This window comes from Undibacterium sp. JH2W, assembly GCF_049340425.1.
GTDB lineage: Bacteria > Pseudomonadota > Gammaproteobacteria > Burkholderiales > Burkholderiaceae_D > Undibacterium.
The window spans coordinates 210,322-226,403 of sequence record NZ_JBMPOT010000006.1 but is presented as its reverse complement, the minus strand read 5'-3'; the positions used below and the strand labels follow the sequence as shown (position 1 = coordinate 226,403).

General features: G+C 50.9%; 17 protein-coding genes. 10 read left to right on the top strand and 7 right to left on the bottom strand.

Annotated elements, in window-relative coordinates:
* Positions 1-123: 123 nt before the first annotated feature.
* The 4 genes from ACO0LC_RS10710 (at position 124) to ACO0LC_RS10695 (ending at position 4,379) form a co-directional block, all read left to right on the top strand.
* The gene (locus ACO0LC_RS10710; RefSeq protein ID WP_423002776.1) at positions 124-1,179 is read left to right on the top strand and encodes a hypothetical protein; all 1,056 of its coding nucleotides are present in this window, start codon (positions 124-126) and stop codon (positions 1,177-1,179) included.
* Positions 1,180-1,393: 214 nt separating this feature from the next.
* Positions 1,394-2,314 (top strand): hypothetical protein, encoded by a 921-nt coding sequence (locus tag ACO0LC_RS10705; protein ID WP_423002774.1) that lies wholly within the window; start codon positions 1,394-1,396, stop codon positions 2,312-2,314.
* Positions 2,315-2,453: 139 nt separating this feature from the next.
* On the top strand, positions 2,454-3,374 hold the full coding sequence (locus ACO0LC_RS10700) for a hypothetical protein (protein ID WP_423002772.1): 921 nt from the start codon (positions 2,454-2,456) through the stop codon (positions 3,372-3,374).
* A gap of 108 nt (positions 3,375-3,482) precedes the next feature.
* The gene (locus tag ACO0LC_RS10695; RefSeq protein ID WP_423002770.1) at positions 3,483-4,379 is read left to right on the top strand and encodes a hypothetical protein; all 897 of its coding nucleotides are present in this window, start codon (positions 3,483-3,485) and stop codon (positions 4,377-4,379) included.
* Between the two features lie 432 nt (positions 4,380-4,811).
* Here the strand turns inward: ACO0LC_RS10695 and ACO0LC_RS10690 are convergent, their stop codons facing one another.
* The gene (locus ACO0LC_RS10690; RefSeq protein WP_423002768.1) at positions 4,812-5,714 is read right to left on the bottom strand and encodes a LysR family transcriptional regulator; all 903 of its coding nucleotides are present in this window, start codon (positions 5,712-5,714) and stop codon (positions 4,812-4,814) included.
* Positions 5,715-5,841: 127 nt separating this feature from the next.
* On the opposite strand from ACO0LC_RS10690, the gene ACO0LC_RS10685 reads away from it, so the two are divergent.
* The gene (locus ACO0LC_RS10685) at positions 5,842-7,383 is read left to right on the top strand and encodes an MFS transporter (RefSeq protein ID WP_423002767.1); all 1,542 of its coding nucleotides are present in this window, start codon (positions 5,842-5,844) and stop codon (positions 7,381-7,383) included.
* Positions 7,384-8,033: 650 nt separating this feature from the next.
* Here the strand turns inward: ACO0LC_RS10685 and ACO0LC_RS10680 are convergent.
* Positions 8,034-8,405, bottom strand: a complete 372-nt coding sequence (locus ACO0LC_RS10680) for a VOC family protein (RefSeq protein WP_423002765.1) — start codon at positions 8,403-8,405, stop codon at positions 8,034-8,036.
* Between the two features lie 132 nt (positions 8,406-8,537).
* Complete coding sequence (locus tag ACO0LC_RS10675; protein ID WP_423002763.1) at positions 8,538-9,437, bottom strand: LysR substrate-binding domain-containing protein; 900 nt, start codon at positions 9,435-9,437, stop codon at positions 8,538-8,540.
* Between the two features lie 126 nt (positions 9,438-9,563).
* Between ACO0LC_RS10675 and ACO0LC_RS10670 the strand changes: the two genes are divergently transcribed.
* The 3 genes from ACO0LC_RS10670 (at position 9,564) to ACO0LC_RS10660 (ending at position 11,191) form a co-directional block, all read left to right on the top strand.
* Positions 9,564-9,920, top strand: a complete 357-nt coding sequence (locus ACO0LC_RS10670) for a carboxymuconolactone decarboxylase family protein (protein ID WP_423002761.1) — start codon at positions 9,564-9,566, stop codon at positions 9,918-9,920.
* Positions 9,921-9,923: 3 nt separating this feature from the next.
* Positions 9,924-10,328 (top strand): tautomerase family protein, encoded by a 405-nt coding sequence (locus ACO0LC_RS10665; protein ID WP_423002759.1) that lies wholly within the window; start codon positions 9,924-9,926, stop codon positions 10,326-10,328.
* Between the two features lie 272 nt (positions 10,329-10,600).
* Positions 10,601-11,191, top strand: a complete 591-nt coding sequence (locus ACO0LC_RS10660) for a DUF4865 family protein (RefSeq protein ID WP_423002757.1) — start codon at positions 10,601-10,603, stop codon at positions 11,189-11,191.
* A 7-nt stretch (positions 11,192-11,198) separates the two neighbouring features.
* On the opposite strand, the gene ACO0LC_RS10655 is transcribed toward ACO0LC_RS10660, so the two are convergent.
* On the bottom strand, positions 11,199-12,212 hold the full coding sequence (locus ACO0LC_RS10655) for a tetratricopeptide repeat protein (protein WP_423002755.1): 1,014 nt from the start codon (positions 12,210-12,212) through the stop codon (positions 11,199-11,201).
* A gap of 129 nt (positions 12,213-12,341) precedes the next feature.
* Here ACO0LC_RS10655 and ACO0LC_RS10650 point away from each other — a divergent pair, with 129 nt between their 5' ends.
* Complete coding sequence (locus tag ACO0LC_RS10650; RefSeq protein ID WP_423002753.1) at positions 12,342-13,268, top strand: PGN_0703 family putative restriction endonuclease; 927 nt, start codon at positions 12,342-12,344, stop codon at positions 13,266-13,268.
* 200 nt (positions 13,269-13,468) lie between these two features.
* Here ACO0LC_RS10650 and ACO0LC_RS10645 read toward each other — a convergent pair whose 3' ends face one another.
* The 3 genes from ACO0LC_RS10645 to ACO0LC_RS10635 are packed head-to-tail and all read right to left on the bottom strand — an operon-like array spanning position 13,469 to position 14,771.
* Entirely contained in the window at positions 13,469-13,636 is a 168-nt protein-coding gene (locus tag ACO0LC_RS10645) for a hypothetical protein (protein WP_423002751.1), read from the bottom strand.
* Positions 13,637-13,639: 3 nt separating this feature from the next.
* On the bottom strand, positions 13,640-14,047 hold the full coding sequence (locus ACO0LC_RS10640; protein WP_423002749.1) for a hypothetical protein: 408 nt from the start codon (positions 14,045-14,047) through the stop codon (positions 13,640-13,642).
* A gap of 49 nt (positions 14,048-14,096) precedes the next feature.
* Positions 14,097-14,771 carry a S24 family peptidase gene (locus ACO0LC_RS10635; RefSeq protein WP_423002747.1) on the bottom strand — a complete coding sequence of 225 codons (675 nt, stop codon included), beginning with the start codon at positions 14,769-14,771 and terminating at the stop codon, positions 14,097-14,099.
* A gap of 416 nt (positions 14,772-15,187) precedes the next feature.
* Between ACO0LC_RS10635 and ACO0LC_RS10630 the strand changes: the two genes are divergently transcribed.
* Positions 15,188-16,036 (top strand): YdaU family protein, encoded by an 849-nt coding sequence (locus ACO0LC_RS10630; protein ID WP_423002745.1) that lies wholly within the window; start codon positions 15,188-15,190, stop codon positions 16,034-16,036.
* The last annotated feature ends 46 nt before the right edge of the window (positions 16,037-16,082 follow it).

Below are 16,082 nucleotides of genomic sequence, written 5' to 3'. Positions count from 1 at the left end.
GTTTTACTACCCGCCATCTGTGAGGCGCAATTACCCTTGCGACCTTGGGATAATGTTTCGCCAGAATGGCCATATTCGCTTTGTCGGCGGGAGGTGCCAGACAATCAGGTGGCGAAGGATTTCATGCAACTGCGACGCAGCCTCAGTGACGCGACTGAGTCTGGCCGTGGGGTGCGTGTAGGTAACGCGATGAGTTTGCAATTGGAGGCATACAATACTCGCCGCATAGCATCCTTTACCTCTGTCGAGGCTGAGACGTATATACTGCTTTTGTCCTACCTTTCAAATCTGACTGACCCGCCACCTATAGGTGCCAGTGTGCCCTATACGCTAGTGCTTGAAGGTCGCGATCGTGCCCGTGGGCTTGCTGCGCGATTTGCAAGTGAGCAACAGGTGCGTTGCGCCTGGCTTGATTCTGAATTGCATTTGGCAAATAACCGAGGGCTGGTCGCCTACGATCCGCAAATCAAACAGGGTAAAAAAGAGAGTGAAGCAGCTTTGGCCGCTTTTCTGGAAGACGTACTGGCCGGTAAGGAAAAGGTGAGCACAGATTTCTCGTATTTGCGTTACAAGCTTGGTCAGTTATACGTAGATCAAGGTTTCGTTGCACTGAATGCTGACCATGATTTAAAAGTAGCAGGCGATAAATTCGAAGCGGGCGGCAGATATCTCGTGTTGTCAGCTGCGCAGACGCGCAATGTGAACATTACGAATAACTGGCACCGCTACAATTACGGCATTTCCAGACTGCAAACGCAACAGCAGCTACCTATACTGCGCCGCTTGCGCAATTATGCCAACGAGTTGTTTGCTGAAAAGTTGAAATTGTCTGAAACAGAGATGTGTGCGTACACCTTTGTGTTGAACACTTTTGCGGAAGCGGCCTTGAGGGCCAACCAGGACGGTGAGGCTGTACCTGCCTTGCAGAAGTACAATGAATTGCTACACCGTCTACGCCTGCTCGACAGGCGCAATGAAAATTATGAAACCAGTGAGGTCACAGGGTTTTACTCACTGGCCGAGGTTTATGCCCGGCTGGGCAAAACCCGTGACGCGAGGCAGCAATATCGACTTGCCATAGAAGCAGCGTCCCAGGTCAGCGAAGGCAGCAAGAATCTGCTGGAAGCAGACGGGTTCTTGCTCGAAGTCAGGGAAAAAGCCGCTTCTAATATCAGATGAAAACCTCCCAACCGTCATGCCAGACCTGATCTGGCATCCAGCGGCTTTCTGTGGGAACTGGCACCTGCATTCAGGAACAGGATGCTGAAAATACTCTTCTGCAAAGATCAACAACATGTTTGATAGGAAAAAATCAAGATGACTAGACGCCCAGTTTTATCCAGTGTAACTTGATCCATGCAAATTTCTATTTCAAACTCAAAGCAGATTAAAAATGGGACATAGAACCATACTTGTGATTGGTGATAATTTTTTGGACCAGCTTGGCAAGTTTCAGCGCATGGAATATGCAGACCCGCTCTCACAGCATGTACTTTCACTTGAAATACTGAGCAAAGTAAAAACTCACTATGAGGAAACTTTCAACAAAGACGAAGAAAACTTTTTGAATTGGGTGAAGAGAATGTACGCCGTTGATGTTCTTCTCAAAGGGCGCGAGCCTGATTTAAGTGGTGAACAAAAAAATGGCTGGATAGTATTAGATGCAGACGGCCAAATCTCTTCAGTGATAGACCGCACCATACCAGAAGGTTTCTTTGACTGGTTTGAAGGAACGCTTAGTTACTGGACATTGTATCCTGGTGCAGAAGGGGTCGATGTGAACTTGGCCGGAGAAATTTCAGCTGCCACCGGTTTCTCAGGCTCAGCAAAAAAATCGGCGATTGATCTTGCCAGTATGTGGGAAATCGTAGACAGGTGCTGTGCCGAAAGATGGGACTATGTCAGGGCAGCCTGCGGTTCTCAAACCTGGGAAGCTTTTGATACCATCCAGGACAAATATAAAACAGATAAATACAATGCCGAGCTTTATCAAAAAACATATACAGAATGGGCTGAGCAGCCCGCCGTAAAGGCTATATATGCCATGCCTTGCCCTGAAGAGTCGCTCTGGAAGGAGCTCTCACGGCAGGAGTTGCATATGAAAAACCTCCTATGGAAGCATCTAGAGCCTTATGCTATCGACAGACTGCGCTTACCAAGAAATGCGTATATAAATAGCTATGATCTTGGCCATTTGCTGAATTATTCCGGAGTCATCAAAGGCGGCGTATTACTAAAAGACCCGGATGAGAGAGCATTATTTGCTAGTCTTGCAGATGACACGTTGTTGACGATCGCTTATGTTCATTCTTGATTTTTTTTGCTGGAACCGTATGAAACCCAAGTAGTTACACTTAATAAAGCGTTGCAAGCTATTTATACTGATTTACTTCATGTATTTTTGAAATACATTGATCAATTAAATTTGATTTTAAATTCAAAGCAGATAAATAATGGGTCATGAAACCATACTTGTGATTGGCGATAAATTTCTGGACCAGCTTGGCAATTTCCAGTTAATGGAATATGCGCACCCTCTTTCTCCGCAAATTGTCTCAGTCAATATACTAAGCAAGGCAAAGGAAAAATTTAAAAAATGCTTAGATGCGGATGAATCCAGTTTTCCTGATTGGATAAAAAAATATTACGGAGTTGCTGTTCTGTTTGAAGGTCAACAACCTGATTTTGAGAAGGTGCACAGATTTGGTTGGGTACGTCTCGATGCAGATGGACAGGTTTATGAAATTTTTGAACGAACGATATCTGAAGGTTTTTTCGACTGGTTTGAAGGCACGCTTAGTTACTGGAAATTGAAGCCTGGCGCAGAAGGGATAGATGTGAGCCTGGCCGAAGAATTTTCAGTCACCACCGGTTTTGCAGGTTCCGCCAAAAAATCAGCTATAGAACTAGCAAGGATGTGGCAAATCATAGAAAGCTGCGCTGGCGAAAGATGGGACCATGCCATGGCGGCTTGCGGCTTCCAGACCTGGGAAGCTTTTGATATTGTATGGGATAAGTACAAAGCAGAAAAATATAGTGATGAGCTTCATCGGGCAGCAAAAGCAGAATGGGCAGAGCAGCCAGCCGTGAAGGCCATCTTAGCCATGCCTTGCCCTGACGAGGTGCTATCTCAAGAGCTTTTTGAGACGGAGCGTGAGATGAGAAGTCGTCTATGGATGTACCTAGGCCATTGCGGCATCGACATTTTGCGCCTGTCAAGAGATAAATATATAAACAGTTATGACCTCGGTCACTTGCTGGGTTATTCCGTAATCATCAAAGACGGCGTATTACTAAAAGACCCGGATGAGAGAGCATTATTTGCGGGTCTTGCAGATGACACCTTGTTGACGATCGCTTATGTTCATTCTTGATTTTTAGTTCTATCTTCCATAGCAAAAGTTCCTGAATATTGCCATCGATAATCTGGGAAGTTAACAATTATATTTTAAGCGATAGAAAAAATGGGCGGTAGGTACGTTATGGTGATCGGCGATGACTTTGAAGATCAACTTCGGAAATTTCAATATTTTGAAAATGCCTATCACCTCTCCAGACATATTATATCTGCCAATGTCCTGAATAAAGCCAAGAAAAAATATTCAGCTTTACCTGATAATGAAAAGACTGATTTCATATCTTGGGCGAAGAGAAAATTTGGTATTTCCATCTTGGCAGACGGAGAATATCCCGATCTTAAGGAAAAGCACTATTATGGTTGGATCAAGTTGAATGAATCTGGGCAGGTCTATGAAATGGTGCAGCGTATGATACCAAATAGTTTTTTGGAGTACTTTCAATGTACCGTTGATTATTGGAAATTGAAATCGGGTGCTGCAGGACTTGTAAATGATGGATATACAGAAAGTCCGGCCCTTAACGGCTATGCTGGGTCGGCGCGTAAAGACGCGATTGACCTGGATGGAATGCGCGAGATTATACGTATGCGGGCCGGAGAGCGATGGGACCATGCCGTAGCAGCATGCGAGTCGCAGACCTGGAAACCTTTTAAATATTTTTCAAAAAAACATGAGTCTGATGCCTATAGTAGGGAACACTATTCTTGCGCATTAAGTGAATGGCGCGATCAGCCAGCAGTGGTGGCTATTCTGCGCGAGCGCCATCTCGAGCCTGCTATTACCCCTGAAATTTCTCTTTTTGAGTCAGCTGCTATCTCCGTGTTCTGGGGCTATCCGGAAGACTACGCAATTGACCCTCTCCGCATGCCGCGAGAACAGTATGTGGCGCGATTTGGTCTGCGCTATGTATTGCGTGGACCGGTGATTAAAGACGGGAAATTGCTAAAGAAAATCAAGGAGCCAGGGTTTTTCGATCGCCTCCCTGATGATACTATTTTGACTTATGCCTTTGTGGAATAGTAGATGTCTGTAAATCGGCACAACGCAGATTTGTGTTGTTACTGTCCTGGCTTTTCCCTTAATGGTACTGCTTTGCGCCGCACGCTACGGAATGATAAAAGAAACACCAGTGAATTTGGTCTTTTGAAAGCCTGCAAAAAACTGCATCTTATCTCAGCTGAAAACCTCCAAACCGTCATGCCAGACTCGATCTGGCATCCAGCGGCTTTCGTCGTGGACTGGCGTCGGTATTCAGGGGCAGAATGCTGCCGACGTCTTCTACAAAAATCAACAGTATTTGCAAACAGGGCCAAACGACACTGGATGCCGTATCAAGTCCGCCATGATGGTTTGAGGATGATAGTAAAGCAGGGCCAAGCGTATTCATCGCTGGAATACAGGGTGCGTTGTAATGCTCCTTTAGTTCTGGGCCATATCACGGCGCAAGCATGTTCATTGATTCCCCAGCACGATATTGCTGCACACAAAATCCACAAAAACACGCAGCTTGGGTGACTGGTAGCGGCTGGAGGGCCATAGCAGCGAGAAGACGCCCTGTACCTGGGTGTAGTCGTTCAAGACGATTTGCAGATCGGCTTTTTTGATTTGTTCGCGCACGACAAAGTCGGGTAAATAGGCCAGGCCCAGGCCCAGGCTGGCAGACATGATGAGGGCTTCTATATTATTGCAGATAAGGTCGGCTGGTACTTGCCAGGGGCGCTTGTCGCTTTCAGTGATTTGCCACTCCTGCAGCTTGCCGGTAGTAGGGAATTTGTAATGCAGGCATTGATGTTGCTGCAAGTCGCCGGGGCTGAGGGGCAAGCCATGCCGGGCAAAATAAGCTGGTGAGCCGACGATATGAAAGCGAAATGATCCCAGGGTCCTGGCCGTCAGGCGTGAGTCTGTCAAGTCGCCGCTACGGATGGCAACATCCATGCCTTCATCAATGATATCTATCAGTTTGTCATTGAAGTCCAAGTCGAGCTTGACTTCGGGATAGCGTGCTGCAAACGCAGGCAAGATAGGCTGCAGCATTCTGTAAGCAACGACGGGCAGGCTGACACGCAGCTTGCCGCGTGGTGTGGAAGACATGCTGATCACTTCGGCCTGCGCATCTTCTATCTCTGACAGTATGCGCAGGCAGCGATCATAAAATAATTCACCTTCTGCAGTCAGGCTGATGTGGCGGGTGCTGCGGTGTAGCAGGCGCACCCCCAGCTTGTCTTCCAGCCGCATCACGCTCTTGCCTATGGCAGAAGCGGAGACGCCGAGCACTCTTCCCGCAGCGACATAACTGCGCAATTCTGCGGCCTGGGTAAAGGCACTCAGTTCTATCAGGCTGTCTGTTTGTTTCATGATGATTGCGGAATAATATTCTTCTATGTGAGGATTTTAAGCTTATTTTTCATTCATTGTGGATTGAATATCATGCAAACCTGGCTGGTAGCCTGTGCTGCCAGGGTTTTTTGAGAACTTCTATCTTATGGATACATCATCTGTCTTTGCTGCAAACATGCCGCGTCAGCGTGCTGAAAAAATCTTGATACTGCTTGCAGTTTGCCTGGCGGCACTCAGTATGCCTGTGAGTTTTACCGGGCCTGCGGTCGCCCTGCCTGCGATACAAAGGGAGCTGGGTGGCTCGCCCTTTGCCTTGAGCTGGGTGACCAATGCCTTCATGCTGAGTTTTGGCAGTTCGCTGCTGGCAGCCGGTGGCATGGCAGATCGCTATGGTCGCAAACGGGTTTTTATGCTGGGCATCATGGTCTTTTTATTGAGTTCCCTGGCCCTGGCCAGTGTGCATAGCCTGCTCTGGTTTGACATCTTGCGTGCAGGCCAGGGCTTGGGGGCGGCCGCCGCTTTCGCCAGTGGCCTGGCCGCACTGGCCCAGGAATTTGAGGCACAGCAGCGCACTCGTGTATTCAGCCTGATCGGTACGACGTTTGGTGTAGGCTTGGCATTTGGGCCTTTGCTATGTGGCGTGTTGATCAATCTGTTTGGCTGGCGTGCAGTTTTTGTGGCAAGCAGCCTGATGGGGGTTCTGGCCCTGGTCTTTGCCTGGCTACATATGCATGAATCCCAAGACCCTCAGGCGGCGACACTTGATGCTGCAGGTGCACTGAGTTTTACTGCTGCCTTGAGTGCCTTCACCTTTGCCTTGTTGCTCGCCCCTGCCAGGGGCTGGCGTGACCTGCTGGTGCTGGGCTTGTTGTTGGCAGCAATATTATTGCTGCTGACCTTTGTGGGCATAGAAAAACGCCATCCGCGGCCCATGCTGGATTTATCCTTGTTTCGTTATCCGCGTTTTGTAGGGGCACAATTTTTAGCTGCAGCACCAGCTTACTCCTTTGTTGTTTTGCTGATCTTGCTGCCAGCTCGCTTCATAGGCATAGAAGACATGGGCGAAATCGGCACAGGCTGGCTGATGCTGGCTTTGTCTTGTCCCATGTTGTGCGTCCCCATGATGGCAGCATGGCTGACACGCTGGTTTTCGGTAGGAGGGATCTGTGGTTCTGGCTTGTTGATTGCGGCGCTGGGTTTATTTTTTCTGAGCACAGTGCCTCCCGGGCAAGTCGCTGCACAATTCATTTTCCCCTTGATGCTCATCGGCTTCGGGACAGCCTTGCCCTGGGGCCTGATGGATGGCTTGGCAGTCAGCGTCGTACCAAAAGAGCGCGCAGGCATGGCCGCCGGCATCTTCAGCACTACCCGCGTCGCCGGTGAGGGGATAGCCCTGGCGATAGTCAGTGCAGTCCTGGCGAGCCTGATACAGCAGGCTTTGCCAGCAAGCCCGACGGTGCATGTCGCAGAACTTGCACAAAGGCTGGCGGCGGGTGACCTGGCCAGCGCACAGAAATTTTTGCCAGGCGCCACAAGGCTGGCCTTGTCAACGGCATATGGCGATGCCTTCAGGATATTATTACGCTTGCTGGCATCCATTACTTTGCTGACTGGCTTGTTAACCTGGATACTATTGGGCGCACGTTCTGACAAGAAAGCTGGCCAGATCAAGGGTGGCCCAGGATAAAAACAGGTGTCACCAGGATAGGGAGCACCATCGCATGTATCGCATGTATCGTATGCCATCATCATTATACGGCGAGGCTTTGCTACTCATGTCTGGCCAGGAGGCACAGCTCTTGGGTAAAGACCTGCCACCATTTATAAGCAGGGCTTAAAAATACTGGATACCGGATCAGGTCCGGCTTGACGGCTTGCTACCAGGTCAGGCGCGTTACCGGTATCCACCTTCATCGTCACAGGAAATGTAGCGTAAAGCAGCGTGCTGGCGGTGCCAGACAATCAGGTGGCGAAGGATTTCATGCAACTGCGCCGCACCCTCAGTGAAGCGACAGAATCTGGTCACGGGTTGCGTGCAGGTACGGCGATGCGTTTGCAGTTGGAGGCGCTCAATACCCGCGGCATAGCATCTTTGATTTCTGTCGAGGCTGAGACATATATGCAGCTTTTGGTCTTCCTCTCAAACCTGGCTGATCCACCACCTATAGGTGCCAGTGTGCCCTATACGCTGCTACTTGCAGGTCGCGATCGAGCGCGTGGGCTTGCAGTGCGATTTGCAAGTGACCGGCAGCTGCGTTGTGCCTGGCTTGATACTGTCTACCAGTGTAGGTCTTGCAACGCCCAAACGAGGCAGACGTAAAATCAGCATATTATGCTTCAGGGTTTCGGCGGCTCCCACAACTCCACCCGGTTACCTTCAGGGTCCATGACCCAGCCGAATTTGCCGTATTCTGATTCATCGACCTTGGCATCAACATCGCAGCCTTCTGCGCGCAGGGCGGTGAGCAGGGTGTGCAAATCATCGACACGATAATTGATCATGAATGGCTGGCTGCTGGGGGAAAAGTAGGTTGAATCTGCAGGGAATAAGGACCAGGCGGTTTTTTCGGTGCTGCCGCCATTGGCCTCAAACACTGCACCACCCCAGGGGCTTAACTCAAAACCCAGATGATCGCGGTACCAGGCGCTTAATGCTTGCGGGTCTTTTGCCTTGAAAAACACACCGCCTATGCCGACCACACGTTTCATATTGCCTCCTTGAGGATATTTATTTAAATAGAGTTGATTGAATCAGACAATCTCTTGTCGCAGATACTACATGAGCACTTAATCATGTGTAAACGGGCTTGCCATGAGCTTGCTCATGAGAGCTGCAAACCATCACGCCGCTCTCAACTGCAGCCCCACATTCTCTTCCATCAAGGTCTCCAGAATAATCTCCCGCAAACGCTGCACGGCCATGTCCGGTTCAGTTTCCAGGCGATGCAAGCTCAGGCCCAGCATGGGCAAGGCAGGCAGGGTAGGACTGTGGATGATGCGCAGGTGCTGGGGCAAGCCTACGGCGGTGCGTACAGTCACGCCCAGGCCGGCGGCGACGGCGGCCCAGATGCCGGACAGGCTGGGGCAGTTGAAGGAGAGCCGCCAGGGGATGTTGGCACGGTCCAGCGCGCTGGTAGCATAACTGCGCATGAGGCAGGGGGACTCGAAGGCGATCAGGGGCAGCGGGTCGTCTGTGGTATAGCTGGCTTGCAGTTGCGTGTCTGCCGCGCCTATCCAGTGCAAGGCAAAGTTGCGCAGGTGTTCGCTGTGCGGGGTGCTGATATTGCCATCCCAGGTCAGTGCCAGGTCCAGCTGGCCGCTGGTGATGAGCTCAAGCAGGGTGGCATTGCGGGCGATTCTGGCTTCTATCCTGACCCTGGGGTGGGCACGGGCAAAGCGGCCCAGCACGTCGGTGAGTATGCGCTCGCCAAAGTCCTCTGGTATGCCCAGCCTGATCCAGCCTTCGAGATCAACGCCGCGCACGGCAGCAGCGGCTTCGTCATTGAGTTCGAGCAGGCGGCGGCCATAGGCCAGCAGGGTTTCGCCCGCAGCCGTGGGCACCATGCCGCGCCCGGATTTGCGCAGGATGGGGCTGCCGACTTGTTCTTCCAGCTTCTTGAGCTGGGCGCTGACGGCAGAGGTGGAGCGGCCTAGCCTGTCGGCCGCCTTGGCAAAGCTGCCCAGCTCTATGCCGGTGACAAAGCTGCGTATGACGTCGAGGTCAAAGGTGATCTTGCTCACGGCTGCTTCCTTAGGTTTTTGTCAATTGTCCCGTTTTTTGGGATGATTGGTTTGAAATTATCTGATTTTATGGATGAAGATAATCGGCTATCTTGTGCATGTCAACCTCTCTTTTGGAGTTACCGCATGTCAGCCACCCCCAAACTCAGCCATAGTCCCAGCACCATCGCGCGCGAACTGATGGGCGACATCGCCCCCAAATTTGCCGAGCTGACCGACCAGGTCTTGTTCGATGACATCTGGCAAAGGCCGGGCTTGCCAGCGCGTGACCGTAGCCTGATTACCGTCGCCACGCTGATCGCCCTGAACCGCAGTGAGCAATTACCCTTCCATATGCAGCGGGCGCTGGACAATGGCATCTCGCAGGCGGAACTGGTCGAAGTCATCACCCACCTGGCGTTTTATGCGGGCTGGCCAACGGCGGCATCGGCTGTGAACGCATTACGTCAATTACTTGCAACCCCAACCACAACGAAGGAGTAAATCATGCCCATGAGCCGTGTGTCCCTGTTAAAAGGAAAATCACCTGAATACCTGCAAGCTGTGTCAGATGCCTTGCACCAGGCCCTGGTCGATGCCTATGAAGTGCCACTCAAAGACCGCTTCCAGATCATCCAGCAGCATGAGGCGAATGAGCTGGTGTTTGACCGCGATTACATCAGCCACCAGGGCAAGCCCAGGTCGGATGATTTTGTGATGATACAGATCACCGCAGGCCGCCAGCGCAGCGCTGCCACCAAGGCGGCGTTTTACCAGCGCCTGGTGGCGCTGCTGGCAGTATCACCAGGGCTGCGGGCAGAGGATGTCATGGTCAACATCAATACCACCGCAGCCGAGGATTGGTCGTTTAGTGGTGGCGTGATGTATGACGGGGTGGCGCGATATGAGTGAGGCAATTGCAATGACGTAGGCGGGGCCTCGCCAACCTAGGTTTCGTAGGTTGGGTCGGGCCGGGCCTCGCTAGGCTACGTTTCGTAGGTTGGGCTACGTTTTACCAGCCCAACACTGGGCCTTTGCAAACGTATACGTCATTTAAACGCAGATTGTTGGGCTGGTAAAGCGTAGCCCAACCTACAACATTAACGAGGCCCGGCCCAACCTACGACAATTGCAATCTATAAAAGAAATTTTCCCATCAACCTGAGTCAAAAGGACGCCCCAAAATGATCGCCATGCAATACAACTTCACCCTCCCTGCCGACTACAACATGGACATCGTGCGCCAGCGCATTGCCAGCAAGGGTCATATGCTGGACAACTTTCCTGGCCTGGCTTTCAAGGCTTATCTGCATGCCAGCAAAGATAGCGAACCAACGGCATCAAGCCAGAATGTCTACGCCCCTTTTTATCTGTGGAATGACAATGAAGGCTTGAATAATTTTCTCTGCGGCGATGGCTTCAAGGCCGTCTCACACGCCTTTGGCTGGCCCGCTGTCAAGCAATGGTCGGTATGGCATAGCCATGTCGGTGAGCAGGTGCGCAGTGCAAAATTCGCTACCCGCCAGGTCAGTGCTATTGCGCCTTACACTGCACTGGGTGGCTTGCGTGAAGAGGAAACTGGCGCCGCAAAAAGACTCAGCCAGCAAGACGGCGTGCTGGCAACACTGGTGGCCTTTGATCCCAATGAATGGACGTTGGTACGCTTTACTTTATGGCGCGATGCGGCAGTAGCTAAAACTGCCGCACAAGCAGCGGGTTTGCCTGCAACTGTGCAGGCGTATGAAGTGGGGCATGTATCGGCACCGGGGCATTAATATTGATCTAGGCACGGGCATCCATGCCGCCAGCAAACTCAAGCATTTCTTGCGCCGCCAGCCTGGCCTTGTCTATATCAGCCTGTAACTGCGGTAACTGGTCTACCATGGTGGATAAGGTATTGGCCACTTCTTCATAGGCGATGCGGGCTTGCAGGTAATTGCTGCTCACCTGGTGCATATAGCCGAGATTGAACAGGGCGCTGGCCAGCTTGGGCATCTGGTGTGCCGGATTCTGCTGTGCCAGTTGGCGGCGTATTTGCACTGCCTGTTCAAAAGTCGTGATGGCTTCGGGTATGCGCTGGTGCATGCCATACAGTATACCCAGGTCTTCCAGTGATGCGCTCAGCGGTCCTAGCTGGCTGGGCCCATGCTGGTACTCCTCACTTTGCAGCATGCGGCGATACACGGCTACGGCGTCCTGGCAATAGCCTATGGCCAGCTGCGGATCTGTATCATGGATGTGTAGCCAGCCCAGGTTGCTGAGGGCGCTGGAGAGGTAGAGTAAATAATTGGCACCGCTACTGTCATCAAGTTGACGATAGATATGCAGGGCTTCTGCAAAGGCATTCTGTGTTTCTTGCTTGCGCTCGTCTGAATTGATGATGGTCGCAAAAATCACCAGGGCATCTGCCAGCGGGCGGGCATAGCTGCTGGCGTCATGATGGACCAGTTGCCGGTAGATATCCAGGGCGGGGGTGATGTAGTGATGGGCCTGTTCCAGCTGGTAGGCATTCGAATGGATTTTTGCCAGTTCCAGCAAGACTGAGGCTGCCAGCGGGCGGTAAGTCGCTGTATCATCAGCGGCAAGTTTGATGAAAATATCCAGCGCTTCTTCAAACGCGACATGCGCCTCCTGCGGCTGATTTTGCATATGATGCCAGCTACCCAGGCTGCGCAATGCCATACCCAGTTTGGGCAGGTACTGGGCCGCGTCTTGTTGCACCAGTTTCCTGGCTTCGGCGACCAGGGCGTTAATCGCTTCTGCGCTTGGAAGATTTGTCTGGTTGGTGTTATGCATACGTTAGATGGCCCAAGGTAAGTGGATCTGATTACCTGAGTATACTGTATCTTGTGCATTTGACCTCGTTTTGAAAATGAGACATGCTTCGTCATCAGCAAACTCGTCATTACTAAACCAGGGGCATACATGCATTTAAAACAGCTCATCGGTGACATGTCGACATCGGACAATCATCGCTTACGCAGGGCCCGCATTCATCAGGGCTGGTGGCGGGCCTTTGTATTAAAGCTGGAGCAGGGCGAGCATCCCATCAATCCGGACAAGACGATATGCAGCAGCCTGCCAGCAGCCGCTGCGGACAGCAGCAATTTTATTTCTGCTGAGATAGGTGCTTTGGCCATGTGTGTGGCACAAGAACACAAGGCTAGCAAAGAGCGCGCAGGCATTATTGATATCAAACGCCTGACAGGCAATTTGTTGACTAGTCAGGCTGTGTGTTTTAATTTCTTTGGCATGCTGGCACTTGACCATGATCTGGGCCTAAGAGTAGTACAGGCGTTTTATCCTGATGTCACTGCCTTTACAGGCGTGAACTTTGAGTATGCCCCCGCTCCCAAGGCAGATTTTACTAACGATAACTCCGCATTTGATGTGGCTTTGGAAGTGATGATAGGTGAAGAAGAGGGCTTGATTGGCTTTGAATGCAAATATACCGAAGACTTTTCGCCTACTCCTTATGAACAAGCGCAATATAGAAAAATCTATAGCGCCAGCGCTAATTTTAACGCCACTTATGAAGAGCTGACGGCAAGTCGATTCAATCAATTGTTCCGCAATCAATTGATCGCAGAATCCTTGCTGCAATCCGGTCGCAAGAAGTTTGTGAAGACTGGCCTGTTTTGTGCACCAGACGATGTTGCCGCTAAAAATACTGCAAGCGCATTCTCACAGTTTGTTAAAAGCGATTTTAAGGTGATTGATTTCTTTGACTATATCGTCGCCATACAAAAACTGCTGATCACGCCACGACAACGTGAGCAAACCATGTTGTTGTGGGCCAGGTATCTTGCCCATGAGTTGAGTGCCGCGGCAGCTGCGGAGTTTTATTCCTAGTGCCTGCTCACCAAGGCAGCGATGTGCTCCGGTTGCGATCTTAAAACTACTCGTCGCGGATGTGCAGGGGGCTTCCAGGGCCTTAATCAGACTGCAATTGACCTTTTCTGCATCAGTCTTTGATATCTCGCCTGGCATTCGGCAAACTTCATTCGCGGCTTCAGTCACGAATAGTCTGGGCACGCCAGGGCAATTGAGTCTTATTTTTCCACCTGCTTGCTGACGGCGAGTTTTAATTCCTCTACGCGGGCATTGAGTTGCGGTGAGAGAGGCGCAGAGCGGCTAGTCAGGCTGGCGATTTCTTCATATGCTGCTCTGGTCTGTTCGCTCTTCTGGTTCGCAAGATGCAGGCTGCTTGCTAATACCATGCATCATTGAGCGAATATCAATTGCTCCTGCCTGTCCCAAAACGTCAATTCCAAGCCTTGCTTAAGTGCCAGAAACTGTTCTTTGCTGATGTTCAGGCTAACTTCAAAACTGCTGATCTCTTTGCGCTGGTACAAGGGGGCAGCGAGTATGATGGTGAGCAGGTTTCTATTCAAGGTCACGCTGGCGACGATGTTTTCACCGGCCTGGCTCTGGTCCTGGTATTCGATATACACGCCGGTGTCGTCTTCATGTCCCTGGATTTCATGGCGCTGGAATAGCAGGTAATCCTCACCATTGGTGACGCCAGTGGTAATGGTCTCATATTCGCTGTCCATGGCAGCTTCGTTGGCTGAAAACTGGATGATCAAAGTGCGCTCCTGTGAGATAGTTTTAAAGACTGCTGAAGCCATGATGCAGGTAATATATTGCTAATATGCAGGTAAAAGCGCGACCAGGCCTTCACCCACCCTGGCGGTAAACAAACTGCCCATAAATCTTCATGCTGGCAGCCAGTTCTGCATGGATTTCTTCATCGGGGTAGCGCTGTTTGTCCGGGTTGTCACTCTCCAGTATCCACGCACCGCCGGGCTGGCGGCGCAGGCGCTTGATCCTCAAGCCATCGGGATGTTCTATGGCAAATATCCTGTCATTGACGGGGCGGGTCTTGCTGGTATCAAAAATCACGATATCACCATCGACGATAAAATTGGCCATGGAATTGCCATCGGCATGGATGGCGAAAGCAGCTTCTGGCTTGAGGCCATATTTCTTGAAAAAACTGGCTTCCTTGACCAGATAGCCCTTGCTGGCGGGCTCATAATTCATGATGCCTGCACCACAAGCCGCCCGCACATTCCAATGACTGATGCGGGCTGTTTCTATCCCGGCTTGCTCTGCGCTTTGCAAGAGGTAGCCAGCAGGCGGGCTGGGCTGGATCGCAAACAGGACATCGCTGGAAACCTCCAGGGCTGTTGCCAGCAAGGGCACATTTCGCTTGGGCAGACCCCGGCTCTTCCAGTTGGAAAAGCGCTGCTTGGTCACACCCAGCTCAGCCATCAGCCAGGCGGCGTCTTTGTCCCTGGCGCTCAGCAAGGCTTCAATACGAGTCCAGGGTATGCTCGATTCATCCATCATAAAAACAGGCTTTAAGAAAAATTTGTAAGGTGTACACAAGTTGTGTACTATACATTCTTACGGGGGAGAAGTACATTTTTTTTGCAAACCTGGCGTTTTATTCTCCCTCTTTTTAGCTTGTATTTTGCATCGCATGCATTGCGTATTCATTGCACGGTTGTAGCAAACTCGTCGCACATTCGTAACACATTTGTAGCACAGTCGTAGCACTTCGGCACATCGCTGCTTTTCAGTATTTTCAAACACAAGTCACGCACAGCCTCTTGCACTAGCCATGGGCTGTGTTTCATCACGCATTTTTTAAGGGTTTTTTTGAATATGATTATTCAAGTGTATATGCATGGCCATGCAAGATCAGTGCGGGCCACCGGCAATATCAATGGCTGCCAGGCAGCAAGCGCAGTGGGAGTGCCGGTATGAATTACTACCCTTTTCACCTGGGCGATTATGCATCCCACACCCGCCATCTTGGCTTGCTGGAAGACCTGGCCTACCGCCGCATGCTGGATTTGTACTACACCACCGAAGCTGCCTTGCCAGTCGATGCAGAAAAAGTGGCGCGCCTGATAGGCATGCGTCAACACTTGCAAGAAGTCAGCGATGTCTTGTCTGATTTCTTTGTGATCTCAGATGCAGGTCATACCCACAGCCGTTGCGAAGAAGAACTGGCGCTGTATTGGGCCAAGGCTGACCGTGCCAAGTCAGCCAACAAGGCGCGCTGGGGTGGCGGCAGGAAGCAAGTGTCAACAGATGCAGATGAGGAATTTGTGAAATCAGAATCAAGATCACAGGCAAATTCATATCCGGCTTCAGATACAGACTCATCTGCAAAAGCACAAACAAATTCACAGCGTACTCAGATCGCAACCAATAACCAGGAACCAGTAAGCAAGAACCATAAACCAGTAAACAATCAACCAGTAAAAAAAATAAAACCAAAATCACGCACCAAAGCTGCGGCTACGCCGCAGCAGTGCGATGAATATTTTGAATACGCATGGGAAGACTATCCCAAGACCTCTGCATGCAATAAAAACGCCGCTTACCAGGCATGGAATGCCCGTCTTGCAGAAGGAGCCAGCGTCAGTCGTATGCTTGGCGGTGCCGGTTGTTATGGCTCTTTTGTTCAGGATAAACAGGTCGAGCTGGATGCCGTGATGAATGTCAGTGTGTTCTTTGGCCGTGAAAAACATTATCTGCAAGACTGGGAAAAGCGTCCGTTATGGAAGCATGAAGATACTTATTTTGATGAGGGAGAATATTGATTTGCATGCAGACTTTGAAGATTAGCCTGGCGGTATAGTGAAACAG

Coding starts and splice junctions, on each gene's coding strand:
- ACO0LC_RS10710 (WP_423002776.1), top strand. CDS start 124: ATGCAACTGCGACGCAGCCTCAGTGACGCGACTGAGTCTGGCCGTGGG.
- ACO0LC_RS10705 (WP_423002774.1), top strand. CDS start 1,394: ATGGGACATAGAACCATACTTGTGATTGGTGATAATTTTTTGGACCAG.
- ACO0LC_RS10700 (WP_423002772.1), top strand. CDS start 2,454: ATGGGTCATGAAACCATACTTGTGATTGGCGATAAATTTCTGGACCAG.
- ACO0LC_RS10695 (WP_423002770.1), top strand. CDS start 3,483: ATGGTGATCGGCGATGACTTTGAAGATCAACTTCGGAAATTTCAATAT.
- ACO0LC_RS10690 (WP_423002768.1), bottom strand. CDS start 5,714: ATGAAACAAACAGACAGCCTGATAGAACTGAGTGCCTTTACCCAGGCC.
- ACO0LC_RS10685 (WP_423002767.1), top strand. CDS start 5,842: ATGGATACATCATCTGTCTTTGCTGCAAACATGCCGCGTCAGCGTGCT.
- ACO0LC_RS10680 (WP_423002765.1), bottom strand. CDS start 8,405: ATGAAACGTGTGGTCGGCATAGGCGGTGTGTTTTTCAAGGCAAAAGAC.
- ACO0LC_RS10670 (WP_423002761.1), top strand. CDS start 9,564: ATGTCAGCCACCCCCAAACTCAGCCATAGTCCCAGCACCATCGCGCGC.
- ACO0LC_RS10665 (WP_423002759.1), top strand. CDS start 9,924: ATGCCCATGAGCCGTGTGTCCCTGTTAAAAGGAAAATCACCTGAATAC.
- ACO0LC_RS10660 (WP_423002757.1), top strand. CDS start 10,601: ATGATCGCCATGCAATACAACTTCACCCTCCCTGCCGACTACAACATG.
- ACO0LC_RS10655 (WP_423002755.1), bottom strand. CDS start 12,212: ATGCATAACACCAACCAGACAAATCTTCCAAGCGCAGAAGCGATTAAC.
- ACO0LC_RS10650 (WP_423002753.1), top strand. CDS start 12,342: ATGCATTTAAAACAGCTCATCGGTGACATGTCGACATCGGACAATCAT.
- ACO0LC_RS10645 (WP_423002751.1), bottom strand. CDS start 13,636: ATGGTATTAGCAAGCAGCCTGCATCTTGCGAACCAGAAGAGCGAACAG.
- ACO0LC_RS10640 (WP_423002749.1), bottom strand. CDS start 14,047: ATGGCTTCAGCAGTCTTTAAAACTATCTCACAGGAGCGCACTTTGATC.
- ACO0LC_RS10635 (WP_423002747.1), bottom strand. CDS start 14,771: ATGATGGATGAATCGAGCATACCCTGGACTCGTATTGAAGCCTTGCTG.
- ACO0LC_RS10630 (WP_423002745.1), top strand. CDS start 15,188: ATGAATTACTACCCTTTTCACCTGGGCGATTATGCATCCCACACCCGC.